A 15,731-nucleotide genomic window follows, 5' to 3' on the forward strand; every position below is an offset into this window, starting at 1 on the left:
ATGGAGATCTACAGCAATGCGCGTCCGATGGTGCTGCCTGCTGCCATCGCTCCCCTGCCGGCCGTCCAGGTGGCCCTCACCGCTGCGCGACCGTCGGTTCCGCAGGTGCACCAGGTCGAGACTCAGGCCGAGCTGACTCTCGCGCTGGCGCCATTCGGAACTCAGGGGACCAGTGGTTACACGGGCAAGGGCGTTGATGGCGCCGAGCGGCGCACGGACGTCCGCGGTGTTCCACCTCGAGGTAGACCGGTCTGAGACAGACCACCGGCTCACCTCGAGGCCGCGGAACCCGCATACCGGGATCCGCGGCCTTTGTTTTTGTCCCGCCGAAGTATGTCGGAAATGCGATCCAAGAGATCGAAGTGAGAGAGAGGTGACCGGGCGATGAGTCTGGCGTTGGCCCCACTCGACCTGAGCGTCGAGCTGGAGGCGAACCTGCCCTGCCGGAAGTTCGACCCCGACCTGTGGTTCTCTGACTCGCCCTCCGAGCTTGAGGTGGCCAAGTCGCTCTGCGGGGACTGCCCGCTGCGCGTCGAGTGCCTCGCTGGCGCGGTGGAGCGGGCCGAGCCTTGGGGCGTCTGGGGTGGCGAGATCTTCGAGCGTGGCGCGGTGGTCCCGCGTAAGCGGCCACGAGGCCGTCCCCGTAAGGAAGATGTCGCCCGAGACGCCACGCTCCGGGTCGAGGCCGAGGCGCGACTGGAGGCCAGTGGACTGGCCCGGCGCGACGCGGTCCGGCTGGCGGCCTGACAACCACCCGATCCGTTCAACCCTTCGCCGGTGTTCGCACCGGCCACGAGAAAGCTGACGAGGATGCTCAAGCAATCGAATAAATTCGAACTGCAATTACTGAACGAAGTGTTGGCGAGGGCTCGAATGCCCCGGCCTCAGGCCGGTCGTACCACCACGAGCACTGAGGCTTATCGTTCCGCCCGCACCGTCGCCATGGCCGCCCGTCGGCGGGCGGCGCGCGAGTCGGGAATCGGTTAGGCAGCGGGCCCGTTCCCCCCTCGTGGGTGGGGAGCGGGCCCGTAGCCAACATCACTGCGACGGGCACGTTCGGTTACCCCGGACGTGCCCGTCATCACATCAGGCGACCTGGGCGAAGCCGGGCAACCAGCGCTCCAGGATTCCCCGGTACGGCGCCTTCGCCTCCAACTGGCAGAGCACCCCGATCGAGCCGAGCGTGACCCGGTGGATCAGCAGGTACGACGGGGGCAGGTTGAGATTTCGGCTGAGCTGGTACGCGGGCGAGCGAGGGCTGGCCAGTCGGGCCGCCTCGGCCCGTAGCCAGGCCCGGGTGAACCGGAACTCTTCGGCAGCGACCGGCTTCAGCATCGGTTGGAGGAACTCCAGCAGTGCTGGCCCGTCGATCGCCGCACTGTTGCTGACGAAGCCCTCGTCACTCAAGCCGGTCATCACCTCTTCGGCATCTCCCCGCAAGGCCAGTCCGGCGATGCGGCCGATCGGCTCGGGTGTCCCCTCGGGTAGCCGGGCCACCGCGCCGAAGTCGACCACCCCAAGCCGGCCGTCGGGCAGCAACCGAAAGTTGCCCGGATGCGGGTCGGCGTGGAGCAGCCCGGCCCGCATCGGCGCGGAGAGGTGCAGGGTGGCCATCAACCGGCCTGCCTCGTCCCGCTCTTGTTCGGAGCCCTCCCGGATGATCTGCGACAGTGGAGTTCCCTCGACCCACCCGGTGACGAGGACCCGCGGCGACGCCGCGACCACGGCCGGGATGTGGATCTCCGGGTCGTCCGCGTACGCCGTGGCGAAGGCGCGCTGCGACTCGGCCTCCAGCTCGTAGTCGAGCTCCTCGGTGATTCGTTCCCGTAGCTCGGCGAGGAGTGGTTTGATGTCCAGCCCCGGCTGGATCGCCCGGAACATCCCACCGAGCCGGGAGAGCTGTTTGAGGTCGGTGAGCAGGGCCTCCCCCGCACCTGGGTACTGAATCTTGATCGCCACGTCGCGGGTGTTCGGCGCGCCGGTCGCGTCGTAGCCCGGCTCTCGCCACTGCGCGCGGTGTACCTGACCGATGCTGGCGGCGGCGACCGGCGTGTCGTCGAACTCCACGAACCGGTCCCGCCAGTCCGGGCCGAGTTGCTCGGCGAGCACCCGGTGGACGGAGGCGGCGGGCAGCGGGGGCGCGGCCTCCTGGAGTTTGGTCAGCGCCTGTCGGTAGGGGGCGGCCATCTCCTCGGGCAGCGCCGCCTCGAAGACCGACAGCGCCTGGCCGAACTTCATCGCGCCGCCTTTGAGCTGCCCGAGGACGCTGAAGAGCTGTTCGGCGGTGCGTTGCTGGATCTCTGCGGAGATCACGTCAGAGGCGAGCCCGGTGACGCGCTTGCCCACGCCGAGGACGGTCCGGCCGGCGAAGCCGAGCGGCAGAGCGGCGAGCTTGGCGGTCCGGGAGACGGCCCGGCGCGGGATTTCGGTCACCTGGTTATTGTGACCGACCGGGCGGGCCCGCGGCTGCCGTGCGGCCGGGCCGGCTGGCCTTCGGGCGGATGGGCGCCCGGGGCGGCAGCGGATCCGGTCGGGTTGCGGGCTCACCGGGAGCCGCGGATCGAGGTCACGTTCTGCGGCCGGAGCAGGTGCAGGAGGGGTGGGGCGCCCAATGCCGGCGACGTTGCCGGCCGTCGGCGGTGACCTCGACGGAGCCGCCGACGGTGGCTGGGACGCCGCCATCGAGGTGGCCCAGGGCTTCGCCGGTGGCGTACGCCACGGCGGCGAGCAGCGTTGTCGTCGCGCAGGCCCACTCCGGCGTGCCGCTGGCAAGCTGGGCGGCGAGTGCTGGCCAGCTCGGGTCGCGGTCCCTTCGATGTAGGTCGAGGCAGTTCAGGCAGGGACCGATCGGTGGCCGGACCAGCGGGCCGACGACCGGCACCCCCTCCCGGAGGTCGAGCAGCAGGTGTACCTGCCGGCGTTGGTGGTGGGCGGCGGCGAGCAGGGGAGCCGGGCGGTCCGTACCGCACTGAATCACGAGGTCGATCCGGCCGGGTCGGAGCCGGTTGGTGGCGGTGCCGGTGGCGGTGCGGCCGAGGGCCTCCCGGACCGCGCTGGCGAGCGGCTGGCCGAGGTCTGCGGTGGGGATTCCGGTGCCGACGAGGTCCGCCGGCGCGACCGGGCCGGCCAGGCGTGGTTGTACGTGCCCGACCCCGGCCTGGGCCAGGGCGACGGCGACGGGAGCGCCGAGGCGACCGGCGCCGGTTACCAGCACCCGTGCCGTCTGGCGGCGGCGCAGTACCTGTGCGGGCGTGCCGGTTGTTCGTTGGTTGGCCAGGGCGAGGGCGCCGGCCTCGGCGGCGAGGCGGGTTCGGGGCGGCCCGGTCAGGTCGCGGGGTAGGAGGGTGTGAGCGGGTACGACCAGGCCGGCGGTGCGGAGCGCCTCGAGCAGGGTGCGGGCCGCCTCCCGCCCCACCTCGATTCGGTTGGCCTGTTCCAGGACGTGCCGCTCGCTGTGCGCGCCGTCGAGCAGGTCGAGGAGTCGGGCGGTACGGGGGTTGGCCAACTCCAGCAGGACGGCTCGGCTCGGATCGACGCCCAGTTGCAGCGTGTGTCGGTCCCGCCAGAGTCGGGTGAGGCCGGGCAGCAGGGTGGGCCGGGGCAGGGCGGTAAGGTTCATGGGCACGAATAGTGCTCGCGTCAGAGCTTTCCGTCGAACGTTGTCCACAGGTATGCGGAGTTGGACCCAGGGTTTTCCACAGGAAGTGGCTGGTTCTCCACAGGTCTCGGCCGCGCCTGTCCGGCAGCCGACATTGGCTGGGTGGTGGAAGGGTCGCCCCTTCCACCACCCGGAAAGGCGTTAGACCTTCGCTTTACCCAGAATGCGGTTCACTGTTGTGCCGCACACCGGACACTTGCCCTTGGCCATGTTCATCCCGGTCTTGGAAACCTCTACGCGCCCCTCGAAGTCCCGCTTCTCCTTGCACTTGACGCAGTAACCGTTGTAAGTCTGGGCCTGGTCGGCCACGGGTGCCTCCTCGTCTCGTCCGCCGGCGAACGCTCATCCGGCGGGGTTCCAGCGGCGGGCCACGAGGGCACCGGCGCTAGGCCTTCCGTCGTGGTCACAGGCGTGACCACCGGTCCGCGGACCCTACCCAGGTCTGGGGGGTTCCATGTCAACTCCTCATCGACACTGTGAGCAAGTTGACGACGAGAGTGTGCACGGCGAATTAGCTTGGATAAGTGAGTTTGGTGGGGACACGCCGGACGGATGCCCTGAAAAACGGCGCAGGGTGCCCGCAGGTGACGGGAGGTAACGTGATCACCTGGCGTTGGTCTGCCTTCGGGCTATTCCCGAGCACCCTAACGCAGAGAAATTTTCGGGACTCCTGGCGACCAACACTTATTTTTCGGGCGCGTGTCGCGGGTTGACCCTTGCGGACCCCTGGTCACCACGAAGTAACTTTTCTTCGTGGCAGGAATCCGAGGCGGCGCGGTCGGCTGATGGCAGCGCCGCGGAAGCCGGTGGTCGAGGTACGGCGCAGCCAGCGCCGCCGGCGAACGGTGTCCGCGTACCGCGACGGCGAGCGGGTTGTCGTCCTGATCCCAGACCAGTTCTCCCGAGCTGAGGAGAGCGAGTGGGTGGACCGAATGCTTGCCCGGCTCGCCGCCCGGGAGGGCCGGCTGGTCCGGTCCGACGACGAACTACTCGCCCGTGCCACTCGACTGATCGCCCTCTACCTGGCCGACCATGGCCGCGACGCGATTCCGGCAAGCGTCCGTTGGGTGACCAATCAGACCGGGCGTTGGGGCTCCTGCACCCCAGCCGATCGGACCATTCGCATCTCCCACCGGCTGCAGGACATGCCGGACTGGGTGATCGACTATGTCCTGTTGCACGAACTGGCCCACCTCATCGTCCCGAGCCACAACGCCCGCTTCTGGCAGCTTGTGGGCCGGTACCCGAAGACCGAGCGGGCCCGCGGCTACCTGGAGGGCGTCGCAGCGGTCTCCTCCTCCTGATCTCCGCCGGCGGGGCGTAGGGTCGGTGCGTGGTACGACGGTTGGTGGTTGCCCTGCTCGCGCCGGTCACCTGGACGCCGCCAGAGATCGACCCGACTGACTGGCGGACGGCGCTCGCCGAGGATGTGGTTGACGTCCTCGCCACGCTGAACGAGGTCGAGACCGCAGTTGCGGTGACCGAGGCCGACCAGTGGCTGGCCGACGCCGTGGTCTGGCCCGGCACCACCGTCTACCAGGTCCCGCGGCCCACCGTCGGCGCCGTCCTCGCCAGCTGCGGGCGGACCGCCCAGCCGAGCCAGCCGGCCAGCGTCAACCGTGCCGAGGCCGGGCACGGCTACGACCAGGTGGCGGTTGTCGCCGGGGACGCCCCGGACCTGCCGGGGTTGACCATCGGCAAGCTACTCCGGCCGCTGACCACCCGACCGCTGGCGGTGGCCCCGGTCGCCGGTGCCGACACCGGCCTGCTCGGTGCGGCGGCCCGCATGCCCCAACCGGAGTGGCTACCGGCGCTGGACCTGGATCGGGCGGTGCCGGCTGCGGTGCGCGCGGCGGCACCTCGCCCCGGGGAACTCGCCGTCACCGCGGGGTGGCACCGGCTGCGTGGCCCGGCCGACCTGGCCCGACTCGACCCCGCCCTGGCCGGTTGGGACGCCACCCGCACCCTGCTTGCCGGCGCCGGCATCCTCGGCTGACCCCGGCGGGGCCGGAGTCAGCTGACGGTGGGTGGGTCCTCTCCGTCGGGCTCGCCGGGGGCCTTCTCCGGCGGGCCGCCCGGCGCGCTGAAGTCGAAGCTCTCCAACTCGTCAACATCGAGTCGGGACTGAGCGAAGGCAACCGGGTCGGCGAAGTCGTCGTCGGAGGGCAGCAGGTCGGGGTGGCCCCAGAGCGCATCCCGCCCGGCGATGCCCCGGTGCTCGGTGAGGGCCGCCCAGAGCGCCGCCGCCTCGCGCAGCCGCCGCGGCCGAAGCTCCAGGCCGACCAGGGCGGCGAAGGTCTGCTCGGCCGGACCCCCGGCGGCCCGCCGCCGCCGGAACGCCTCCCCGAGTCGGACGACGTTGGGCAGCCGCTCCCCGGCCGCGCTGTCGACCACGTGGCAGACCCAGCCCTCGACGAGCGCGAGGGCCGTCTCCAGCCGGGCCAGCGATGCCTTCTGGGCTGGATTGTCCTCCGGGGTGAAGATCCCCTCCAGCGCGATCGCCTGCATCGACTCCGGGTCGGTCGGGTCAACGCGGCCCATCGCCTCCTCAATCGCCTCGCGGTTGACCCGGATGCCGGAGGCGTACATCTCCACCGCGTTGAGCACGTGTCCGCGCAGCCATGGAACATGCTCGAAGAGGCGCTGGTGAGCGGCCTCGCGCAGGGCCACGTAGAGGCGTACCTCGTCCTCGGGAAGTTCCAGCCCGGCACCGTAGTCCCGGATGTTGGCCGGGACGAGCGCCGCCGTGCCGGCCGGGCCGAGCGGCAGCCCGATGTCGCCGGCGGAGAGCACCTCGGCGGCGAGCGAGCCGAGGGCCTGGCCCAGCTGGCCCCCGAAGAGGGCCCCGCCGAGGGTGGCCACCATCGACTGCATCGGGCCGAGTTGGGCCCGCGCCTCCGGCGGCACCAGGTCACCCATGGCGCCGACCATCCGGCTGGCCACCGGGTCACACAACTTGCGCCAGACGTCGAGGGTTTTGTAGATCCACTCATTCCGGTTCCACGCCACCGAGGCGCGGATGCCCGACGGGAGCGCCGAGCCCGACTCCAACCAGAGGTCGGCCAGACGCAGCGCCTCCTCCACCGCGTTGCGCTCGTACGGCGAGACAGCCGGATCACCCCCGGCGCTGAGCTGGCTCGCCGCCACCTGGCGGGCCAGGTCCCAGTTCACCGGTCCACTGCCGGGCGCGGCGAGCAGGTGCTGCAGCTGGGACATGAACTGCTGCATCTGCGCGGGGTCGTTGGGGTCTGGTGGCTGGCCACCGGGGAGCGCGAAACCGAACGGAATATCAGGCACGGGGTCTACGGTACGCGCGCCGCGCCCCAGGTCGCGTCGGCTGGCGTCGCGTCAACGGTGAAGTCCTGGCAGGTCCGCGGGGGCGAGCGCACTCGGTCGGTACGCTCTGCCGCATGAGACGTCGCGGCATGACCGTCCTGCTCGGTGCCATCTTTGTTGCCCTGCTTGGCATCGGCGTGCTCGCGGCGCCCATTCCGTACGTGGTGCTGGGGCCCGGCCCCACCGTCAACACGCTGGGCACCGATGACGGCAAGGAGGTCATTCAGGTCAAGGACCGGGAGACCTTCACCTCGGCGGGGGAGCTGCGGTTGACCACGGTGGGGGTGCAGCCCTCGGTCAAGCTGCGTGGGGCGATCCAGGGCTGGTTCTCCGACGACGAGGCGGTGGTGCCGCGGGAACTGGTGTACCCGCCGGGAGAGAGCCGTGAGGAGGTCGAGGAACGCAATGCGGAGGACTTCGAGGCCTCCCAGTCCAGCGCGGAGACGGTCGCGCTGCGCGAGCTCGGATTCCCGGTGACGGTGGAGGTCAAGACGGTGGCCGAGGATGGGCCCTCGGCCGGTCTGCTCCGTCCCGGCGACGTGGTGACCTCCGTCAACGGAGAGCCGGTCCCGGTGGCCATCCGGCTTACCGAGCTGATCCAGGCCGAGCCGGTCGGCACCGTCCTGGAGATCGGCTACACCCGCGACGCGACCCCCGGGACTGCGCGGATCACGACTCAGGAGCGGGACGGCAGGCCCCGGATCGGGATCGGGATCGAGCAGCGGCAACCGCACCCGTTCACGCTGACAATCGACCTGGCGGACATCGGTGGTCCGAGCGCCGGGCTCATGTTTGCCCTTGGCATCATCGACAAGCTGACCCCGGACGATCTGACCGGTGGGCAGATCGTCGCGGGCACCGGCACGATCGATGACGCGGGTCGGGTCGGCCCGATCGGCGGCATCCCCCAGAAGCTGGTCGGCGCCAAGGAGGCCGGCGCTACCGCCTTCCTGGTCCCGGCGGAGAACTGCGCCGAGGCGGTCCGCAGTCCCCAGCCCGACCTTCCGCTGCTCAAGGTGGCGACGCTGGACGATGCGTTGACCGCTCTTGGGGAGCTGCGAACAGGGGGCGAGCCGACCCGCTGCTGAGCCAACCGCCGGCACTCGGCATGACCGCGGACGACAGGTTTGGGAAGACCCCGTACTCTGGTGGCCTGGTCGGAGCCGATCAACCGAACGTGCGGAGCCAACAGTGGTTATGCGTAGCAGCGCCCCCATGCCGAGGATGAGCCGACGCGGACGCGTCACGATTGGTGTCCTGGTCGGGGTGTTCGTGCTCTTCACCCTGCTCGGTTGGGGTGTGCAGGCGTGGACCGACTGGCTCTGGTTCGGCGAGGTCGACTACACCGCGGTCTTCAGCGGGGTGCTCGTCACCCGGCTGCTGCTCTTCGTCGTGGTCGGCCTGGCCATGGCGGCCATCGTCGGCGGCAACCTCTGGCTGGCACATCGACTGCGGCCTCGACTGCGACCGCAGTCGCCGGAGCAGGCCACCCTGGAGCGATACCGGATGCTGCTCAGCCCTCGGCTCGGCATCTGGTTCACGATGGCCGCCGTCGTGGTCGGCCTCTTCGCGGGGCTGTCGGCGCAGAGCAGGTGGAGCGAGTGGCTGCTGTTCCGCAACGGCGGGGACTTCGGAGTTAAGGACCCGGAGTTCGGGGTGGACATCGGCTTCTACGTCTTTGACCTGCCGTTCTGGCGCTATCTGCTCGGGGTCGCCTTCACCGCCGTGGTGTTGGCCCTGCTCGGGGCGCTGGCTGTGCACTATGTGTTCGGCGGGATCCGGCTCCAGGGCGTGGGCGACCGGATGAGCACTGCGGCGCGGGCCCACCTGAGCACGTTGATCGCGTTCTTCGTGTTGCTCAAGGCCGTCGCGTACGTGCTCGACCGGCGGACGATGCTGTTGGAGTACAACGACGGCGCCAACGTCTACGGTGCCGGTTACGCCGACGTCAACGCGTTGCTGCCGGCGAAGGAGATCCTCGCCTACATCTCGGTCGTCGTGGCGATCGCGGTCCTCGTCTTCTCCAACGCCTGGATGCGGAACCTGGTCTGGCCGGGTATCTCGCTGGCCCTGCTCGGGGTCTCCGCGGTCGCCATCGGCGGCATCTACCCGTGGGCCGTGCAGACCTTCGAGGTGAAGCCGAGCGCCCGGGACAAGGAGGCGCAGTACATCGAGCGCAGCATCGAGGCGACTCGGGCGGCCTTCAGTCTGGGCGAGGCCGATACCACGCGGTACGCGGCGAGTAACCTGCAACCACCGGCGAGCCTCGCCACCGACACCTCGGTGGTGCCGAACGCCCGACTGCTGGATCCGCAGCTGGTCAGCGAGACGTACACGCAGCTTCAGCAGGTTCGTGGCTTCTACGATTTCGGCCCCAAGCTCGACATCGACCGCTACACCGTCGACGGGAAGACCCAGGACTACGTGGTCGGGGTCCGTGAGATCAACTATGGCGAGCTGACCACGCAGCAGAGCAACTGGATCAACCGGCACACCGTCTACACCCATGGGTATGGTCTGGTCGCGGCCCCAGCGAACCGGGTGGTCTGCGGTGGCCAGCCCTACTTCGTCTCCGGATTCCTCGGGGAGCGGTCGCAGGAGGGGTGCGCCGCGCAGGTTGACCAAATTCCGGCCAGCCAGCCGCGGATCTACTACGGCGAGCGGATGGAGGCCGGCGACTACGCCATCGTCGGTAAGGCGAACCCGGAGGCCAGCCCCGCCGAGTTCGATCGGCCGGTCGGCGAGGACGGATCCGAGTCCTACTACACCTACACCGGCTCCGGCGGTGTCGATGTCGGCTCGTTCGGTCGTCGGCTGCTCTACGCGATCAAGGAGCAGGAGTCGAACTTCCTGCTCTCCGAGGCGGTCAACGAGAACTCGAAGCTGCTCTACGTCCGTAACCCACGGGAGCGGGTGGAGAAGGTCGCCCCGTTCCTCACCGTGGACGGTGACCCGTATCCAGCGGTGATCGATGGTCGGGTGACGTGGATCATCGACGGCTACACCACCGCCGCGACCTACCCCTACGCCGAGCGGATCAACCTCCAGACCGAGACCACCGACGAGCTCACCAACCGGGGCACCTTCCAGCAGGCCCGGGAAAACATCAACTACATCCGGAACTCGGTCAAGGCGACGGTTGACGCGTACGACGGCACGGTCACGCTCTACGAGTTCGACGACGGTGACCCGGTGCTCCGGGCGTGGAACAAGGCCTTCGGCGGCGACCTGATCAAGCCGAAGACGGAGATCCCGGCCGAGTTGAGCGCCCACTTCCGCTACCCGGCTGACCTGTTCAAGGTGCAGCGGAACGTCTTCACCCGGTTCCACGTGACCAACCCCGGTGACTTCTACTCCGGGCAGGACTTCTGGCAGGTGCCGAACGTGCCGGACGCGCCGGACAGCGGCCAGAAGCAGCCCCCGTACTACCTCTTCACCCAGATGCCCGGGCAGGACGAGCCGCGGTTCCAGCTCACCTCGGCGGTGACGCCGAACCGACGGCAGAACCTCGCGGCACTGATCTCTGGCTCGTACGTGGACGGCAAGCCTCGGCTTGAGGTCTATGAGCTGCCGGAAGACACTCGGATCTCCGGCCCGGTGCAGGTGCACCAGCAGATGACCAACAACGCCCAGATTCGGCAGCAGCTGAACCTGCTCTCGTCGAACCAGGCTCAGGTCCAGTACGGCAACCTGCTCTCCCTGCCGTTTGGCAACGGCATGCTCTACGTCGAGCCGGTCTATGTGAAGAGCAACCAACAGCAGGCTTATCCCCTGTTGCAGAAGGTGCTCCTCTCCTACGGTGACGGTGGATCGTTCGTCGTCCTGGCCGACAACCTCCCTGACGGCATCAAACAGCTCGTCGAGCAGGGTGAAAAGGCCGGCGCACCAACGCCTCCACCCTCCGACGACGAGACGCCCCCGAGTCCGGGCCCGACCGCGACCCCGACCCCGGCCCCGACGACTCCGAGCGCTACCCCACCCCCGTTCACGGGCGACGTGGCTGAGGCAGCCCAGCGGGTTCAGGCGGCGATCGTGGAGCTCCGGGCCGCGCAGGAATCCGGTGACTTCGAGCGCTACGGCCGGGCGCTGCAGGCGTTGGATGAGGCGACAGCGGCCTTCGAGCAGGCAGCGGGGTCGCCCCCCGCGGCCACGCCGACCACGGCGCCGACGGGTTCACCGACCGGCGGCTGACCCCGCACCCTACGATCAACGACGCCCCTGGGAATACCGGGGGCGTCGTTGTGTCTGCCCGGCGGAGGGGCCGTTTTGCATTAGCCCGGGGTGGTGCGCTAACGTTTACGAGCCGACGCGGGGTGGAGCAGCTCGGTAGCTCGCTGGGCTCATAACCCAGAGGTCGCAGGTTCAAATCCTGTCCCCGCTACTTGTTCGAAAGCCCCGGAGGAATCCTCCGGGGCTTTCGCGTATTGGTAGGCCCGGCGGGACTGTCCCGATGAGGTTTGTTAGGCGGGGTCGTCGGTTTGCCGGGTGTAGTGCAGGACGACCACACCACTGGCAAACGGGCGCGTCGAGGTGAGCGTGAGGCGGTGCGGGTCGAAGCCCCGGTCAACCAGCGGGATACCGCTGCCGGCGACGACCGGGTTGAGTTTGAGCACCAGTTCGTCGATTTCGTCGAGAAGCTGACCGGCGAGCTGTCCGCCACCGCAGAGCCAGATGTCGCGGCCGGGCCGTGCCCTGAGCTGGCGGACGAAGGCGCTCGGGTCGCCGGAGACGACCTCCACGTCCGGGTAGCTGGCCGGGGCCAGCGAGCGGCTGAAGACGTACTGCTTCAGGTGGTCGTAGGGGCTGGTGTAACCGAGCTTGAGGCCCGGCTCGTAGGTGACGCGGCCCATCAGCACGGTGTCGAAACGACCGGTGGGCGGGGATGCGACGCCGAGCTGGGTGTGGGTGAAGGTGGGTAGCGTCTGGGGCCATTCGGCCACCAGGTAGGGCGCTACATCGGGCTCCAGGGGGAAGAAGTCGAACGATCCGTCGGGCGCGGCGATGAAGCCGTCGAGCGTGGCGGCGACGAAGTAGACGAGCTTTCGCAAAGCGACTCCGATGTTCGGGTGGTCCACAGAGGTGGTCGTGGATCGGCGCGAATCTACAACACCGGTCGTGGATGTACTGGGTAAATACCCGAGCATCGGGGGGGTGCGGATCATGGCCGGATCTGGTGGGGTACAGTAGTGAAGCCGACGCGGGGTGGAGCAGCTCGGTAGCTCGCTGGGCTCATAACCCAGAGGTCGCAGGTTCAAATCCTGTCCCCGCTACTTGTGCGAAGGCCCTGGAGGTTTCCTCCAGGGCCTTCGCCGTACCCGGCTTGCGTGGCTCGGTCAGGATGGGGTCATGTCTGCATTCGCGAAGTGGTGGGGCCGGCTCAGCACGGTCCTCGGTGCGGTCGTACTGGCGGTCTTTGTCCCGGTGGCGGCCTGGGCGGCCAGTGGCCCGGGTGAGCTGGCGGTTGAGGCCGCCCGGCGCCGCCGCGGAGGCTTCGGTTTCCTCGGGTTCTTTTGTTGCCTGGTCGTGGTCGTCGTGATCGTGTTGCTCGTCCTGCGGGTCCTCCGTGGTCGGCGCGGCCCCCGGCGCTGAGCCGACCAGCGGGGTCCCCGGCGTGCCTCCTGCGTCGGGTCTTGCGGGCCGAGCTCTGCCGCCGCGGGTCGATCTGGGTCGCGTGATGTACTAGCTCGCGTGGAACTTCTGCACTCGGGCAAGGTTCGGGATGTCTACGCTGACGGCGACGACCTGATCCTGGTCGCCTCGGACCGCGTCTCTGTCTACGACGTCGTGCTGCCGACGCCGATCCCGGAGAAGGGCAAACTTCTCACGGCACTCTCCCTGTGGTGGTTCGACCAGCTCGCCGAGCTGGTGCCGAATCACGTGCTCTCGGCGACCGACGTGCCGCCGGAGTTCGCCGGCCGGGCGATTCGGTGCCGGCGACTGGAGATGGTTCCGGTGGAGTGCGTGGCCCGGGGCTACCTGGTCGGTGGCGGCTTCGCCGAGTACCAGCGCACCGGAATGGTCTCCGGGATCGAACTGCCGCGCGGAATGGTCGAGGCGGCCGCCCTGCCGGAGCCGATCTTCACTCCCTCCACCAAGGCGCCGGTTGGAGAGCACGACCAGCCAATGACCTTCGGTGAGGTGGTGGAGAAGGTTGGCGCCGAGACCGCCGAGCGGCTGCGCCAGATCACGCTCGACGTTTACCGACGGGGAGCCGAACTCGCCGCCGACCGAGGAATTTTGATCGCCGACACCAAGATCGAGTTGGGTTGGGCTGCCGATGGCACGCTGACGGTCGGCGACGAGCTGTTGACCTCGGACTCGTCCCGGTTCTGGCCGGCCGAGTCGTACCAGCCGGGACGCGCCCAGTTCTCGTACGACAAGCAGTACGTGCGGGACTGGGCCACCAGGAGCGGGTGGGACAAGCAGAGCCCGGCGCCGGAGGTGCCGGGTGAGGTCGTTGACGCCACCCGTGCCCGCTACGTCGATGTCTACGAGAAACTCACCGGCGAGCGCTGGGGCTGATCGGGTCGTAGAATCGGCAGCTGTGCGCCAGCTCGCCGTTTTCAGTGGAAGCGCCCATCCTGAGCTCAGTGCGGAGATCTGCACCCACCTGGGGGTGCCGCTGTACCCGACTCGGGTGTCCCGATTCGCCAACGACTGCCTGGAAGTGCAGTTACAGGCCAACTGCCGGGAACGGGACGTCTTCCTGATCCAGCCGCTGGTCCCGCCAGTGCAGGAGCACCTGGTCGAGCTGCTGTTCATGGTCAACGCGGCCCGGGGAGCCTCGGCCGGTCGGATCAGCGTGGTGCTACCGCACTACGCGTACGCCCGCTCCGACAAGAAGGATGCGCCGCGGATCTCGATCGGTGGCCGGTTGGTCGCGGACCTGCTCACCGCGGCCGGCGCCGATCGGGTACTCACGATGACCCTGCACTCGCCGCAGGTCTATGGCTTCTTCGGCATCCCGGTCGATCACCTGCATGCGATACGCGAACTAGCCGCCCACTTCCGGGCGCTCGACCTGAGCAACACCGTGGTGGTCTCGCCAGATCTGGGCTACGTCAAGGAGGCGGCGGTCTTCGCCCGGCAGCTCGGTACGCCGGTCGCCGCCGCTGCCAAGCAGCGCTTCGGGGGCGACCGGGTGGAGATCAGCACGATCATCGGCGAGGTGCGGGGCCGGGACGTGATTGTGGTGGATGACGAGATCGTTAAGGGCAGCACGGTGGTCGAGCTGATGGGGCACCTGCGCGAGTTGGAGGTCCGCTCGATCCGACTGGCCTGCACCCACGGCCTCCTCGTGAACGGAGCCGTGCAGCGGTTGAGCGAGCAGGAGGAGGTGCGGGAGATCGTCTGCACCAACACGGTTCCCGTCCCCACCGAGAAGCGGGTGCCCAAGCTGACCGTACTGTCGGTGGCCCCTGCGTTGGCCGAGGCGATTCGTCGGATTCACAACGGCGAGTCGGTGAGCGCGCTCTTCGGCTGAACCAGCCTGCCCTGGCTAGTCGGGAGCGGGGTGTGGGATCGGCAGCAGGGTCGTGATGCGGACGACCGTGCCGGCTCGGTCGGACGTCACGTCCATGGTGTCGCTCAGCTCGCGAGCCAGCCAGAGCCCCCAGCCACCGACCGATTCCGGGGCTGGGCGGCGGTGGTCCCCGAGCAGGCGGCTGTTGACTCCCTCCCCATGGTCGGAGACCTCGCAGACCAGGCTCCCGGCCTGCCGCCATATCCGTAGCGACCCACGGCCGCCACCGTGACGAACCGCGTTGGTGGTCAGTTCGTTGACCGCCAGCACAAAGTCGTTGAGCCGCTGGCCCCGCAGGCCCGCCGCGTGCGCGCACGCGGAGACCGAGTGGCGTAGCTGGGTCACCTGTCTCTGGTCGAAGGCGGTGGCGATCAACAGACAGGGTTCCGGGGGTGCCGCCGCGCGCGGTAGGTCCGGGTCTGCGTTCGTCATGGCCCTTCCCGGCAGGGATCACGGTGCGGAATAGTGGCATTTTCACCGTACGCCAGGGCCGCTACCCACATCGATGTCCGACCGTCGAGGGCTAGCCCGCCGGCGGCGGGCGGGTCTCGTGGACCGCCAGCTCCTCGGCGCTCGCACCGCCGCCGGCCGAACCCGCGTCGTATGCGACCGAGTCGGTCTCCTGGTCGGGATGGGCACCCTCGTCCGGCTCAACCAGCCGACCCACCTGGGCGTCGGCGCCGCTGCCGAGCAGGCCGTGGTCGTAGAGGGAGACCGGGGAGTTCGGATCGGAGGACGGTCCCGGTTCGAACACGTCAGCGTCGAGCTGGGCCTGGGCGGCCTGCTCCGGGCTGTTCGCCTCAGCGGCGATGTCCGGGTCCACCGGGCCGGCCAACGGATCATCCGCCGGCCGCTCGTACCGTTCCCGGCCGAGTTTGGCATTCAGCGACTCGCCGTCGAGCTGCTCGTCGGCGGTGGTCCCGAACCGGTCGACCGCGACCGGCATCCGGTCCCCGGGCAGCTGCGCCGGGTCCGGGCCGTCTGCCTCCCGCCCAGTCCGGACATCGTCGTTCGCGGTCGAGTCGTCGTCGGCGGTGTCGGGCAGGCCCACCGCCTCCGGGTCAGACACCGGGGTCGGGTACTCGTCGTCGCGCATGCCGATGCTCTACCCGCTGCCCCACGTCTCGTAACCGTCGCTGTGGCAGCCATCGGCCGGCTGCCACAGCCGTTTCGGTGCCGCCGATCTGCCAGGTTTTGACTCCCCGACCCCGGGTT

At 69.2% G+C, this 15,731-nt stretch carries 16 protein-coding genes and 2 tRNA genes; 11 read left to right on the top strand and 7 right to left on the bottom strand.

Translation table 11 applies throughout. From position 1 onward, the window contains the following. Together K228_RS0101280 and K228_RS0101285 are read left to right on the top strand one after the other, a co-directional pair. The gene (locus K228_RS0101280; protein ID WP_025616778.1) at positions 1-255 is read left to right on the top strand and encodes a hypothetical protein; all 255 of its coding nucleotides are present in this window, start codon (positions 1-3) and stop codon (positions 253-255) included. A 129-nt stretch (positions 256-384) separates the two neighbouring features. Then, a complete protein-coding gene (locus K228_RS0101285) occupies positions 385-747 on the top strand; it encodes a WhiB family transcriptional regulator (protein WP_025616779.1) in 363 nt (120 codons plus the stop codon). Positions 748-1,086: 339 nt separating this feature from the next. Here the strand turns inward: K228_RS0101285 and K228_RS0101290 are convergent, their stop codons facing one another. The 3 genes from K228_RS0101290 to K228_RS28695 all read right to left on the bottom strand — a co-directional run bounded on the left by K228_RS0101290 (position 1,087) and on the right by K228_RS28695 (position 3,967). Next, a complete protein-coding gene (locus K228_RS0101290; protein ID WP_025616780.1) occupies positions 1,087-2,433 on the bottom strand; it encodes an ABC1 kinase family protein in 1,347 nt (448 codons plus the stop codon). Between the two features lie 133 nt (positions 2,434-2,566). Further along, on the bottom strand, positions 2,567-3,619 hold the full coding sequence (locus K228_RS0101295) for a thiamine biosynthesis protein ThiF (protein WP_025616781.1): 1,053 nt from the start codon (positions 3,617-3,619) through the stop codon (positions 2,567-2,569). A gap of 180 nt (positions 3,620-3,799) precedes the next feature. Continuing rightward, entirely contained in the window at positions 3,800-3,967 is a 168-nt protein-coding gene (locus tag K228_RS28695; RefSeq protein WP_012014940.1) for a DUF5679 domain-containing protein, read from the bottom strand. Positions 3,968-4,443: 476 nt separating this feature from the next. On the opposite strand from K228_RS28695, the gene K228_RS0101305 reads away from it, so the two are divergent. Further along, on the top strand, positions 4,444-4,962 hold the full coding sequence (locus tag K228_RS0101305; protein WP_018216877.1) for a M48 metallopeptidase family protein: 519 nt from the start codon (positions 4,444-4,446) through the stop codon (positions 4,960-4,962). Between the two features lie 29 nt (positions 4,963-4,991). Next, positions 4,992-5,654: a hypothetical protein gene (locus K228_RS0101310; protein WP_025616782.1), complete on the top strand. Its 663-nt coding sequence runs from the start codon at positions 4,992-4,994 to the stop codon at positions 5,652-5,654. 17 nt (positions 5,655-5,671) lie between these two features. On the opposite strand, the gene K228_RS0101315 is transcribed toward K228_RS0101310, so the two are convergent. Further along, positions 5,672-6,886: a zinc-dependent metalloprotease gene (locus K228_RS0101315; RefSeq protein ID WP_050580922.1), complete on the bottom strand. Its 1,215-nt coding sequence runs from the start codon at positions 6,884-6,886 to the stop codon at positions 5,672-5,674. A gap of 182 nt (positions 6,887-7,068) precedes the next feature. Between K228_RS0101315 and K228_RS0101320 the strand changes: the two genes are divergently transcribed. The 3 genes from K228_RS0101320 (at position 7,069) to K228_RS0101330 (ending at position 11,375) form a co-directional block, all read left to right on the top strand. After that, on the top strand, positions 7,069-8,082 hold the full coding sequence (locus tag K228_RS0101320; protein WP_025616784.1) for a YlbL family protein: 1,014 nt from the start codon (positions 7,069-7,071) through the stop codon (positions 8,080-8,082). Between the two features lie 109 nt (positions 8,083-8,191). Then, the gene (locus K228_RS0101325) at positions 8,192-11,185 is read left to right on the top strand and encodes a UPF0182 family membrane protein (protein ID WP_188116147.1); all 2,994 of its coding nucleotides are present in this window, start codon (positions 8,192-8,194) and stop codon (positions 11,183-11,185) included. Between the two features lie 116 nt (positions 11,186-11,301). Continuing rightward, positions 11,302-11,375: transfer RNA gene (locus K228_RS0101330), tRNA-Met, on the top strand. A gap of 79 nt (positions 11,376-11,454) precedes the next feature. Here K228_RS0101330 and K228_RS0101335 read toward each other — a convergent pair. Then, complete coding sequence (locus K228_RS0101335; RefSeq protein WP_025616786.1) at positions 11,455-12,069, bottom strand: dihydrofolate reductase family protein; 615 nt, start codon at positions 12,067-12,069, stop codon at positions 11,455-11,457. Between the two features lie 121 nt (positions 12,070-12,190). On the opposite strand from K228_RS0101335, the gene K228_RS0101340 reads away from it, so the two are divergent. From K228_RS0101340 to K228_RS0101355, 4 genes are all read left to right on the top strand, one after another. Next, positions 12,191-12,264 (top strand) — tRNA-Met (locus K228_RS0101340). Between the two features lie 76 nt (positions 12,265-12,340). Beyond that, complete coding sequence (locus K228_RS0101345; RefSeq protein ID WP_025616787.1) at positions 12,341-12,583, top strand: hypothetical protein; 243 nt, start codon at positions 12,341-12,343, stop codon at positions 12,581-12,583. Between the two features lie 99 nt (positions 12,584-12,682). After that, a complete protein-coding gene (locus K228_RS0101350; RefSeq protein ID WP_025616788.1) occupies positions 12,683-13,516 on the top strand; it encodes a phosphoribosylaminoimidazolesuccinocarboxamide synthase in 834 nt (277 codons plus the stop codon). 22 nt (positions 13,517-13,538) lie between these two features. Further along, positions 13,539-14,477, top strand: coding sequence for a ribose-phosphate diphosphokinase (locus K228_RS0101355; RefSeq protein WP_025616789.1), 939 nt, complete (start codon positions 13,539-13,541; stop codon positions 14,475-14,477). Between the two features lie 15 nt (positions 14,478-14,492). Here K228_RS0101355 and K228_RS0101360 read toward each other — a convergent pair whose 3' ends face one another. Both K228_RS0101360 and K228_RS0101365 read right to left on the bottom strand, forming a co-directional pair. Next, the gene (locus tag K228_RS0101360; RefSeq protein ID WP_025616790.1) at positions 14,493-14,948 is read right to left on the bottom strand and encodes an ATP-binding protein; all 456 of its coding nucleotides are present in this window, start codon (positions 14,946-14,948) and stop codon (positions 14,493-14,495) included. A gap of 91 nt (positions 14,949-15,039) precedes the next feature. Next, on the bottom strand, positions 15,040-15,612 hold the full coding sequence (locus K228_RS0101365; protein ID WP_025616791.1) for a DUF5709 domain-containing protein: 573 nt from the start codon (positions 15,610-15,612) through the stop codon (positions 15,040-15,042). Positions 15,613-15,731: the final 119 nt, after the last annotated feature.

The organism is Salinispora cortesiana (assembly GCF_000484695.1).
Classification (GTDB): domain Bacteria; phylum Actinomycetota; class Actinomycetes; order Mycobacteriales; family Micromonosporaceae; genus Micromonospora; species Micromonospora cortesiana.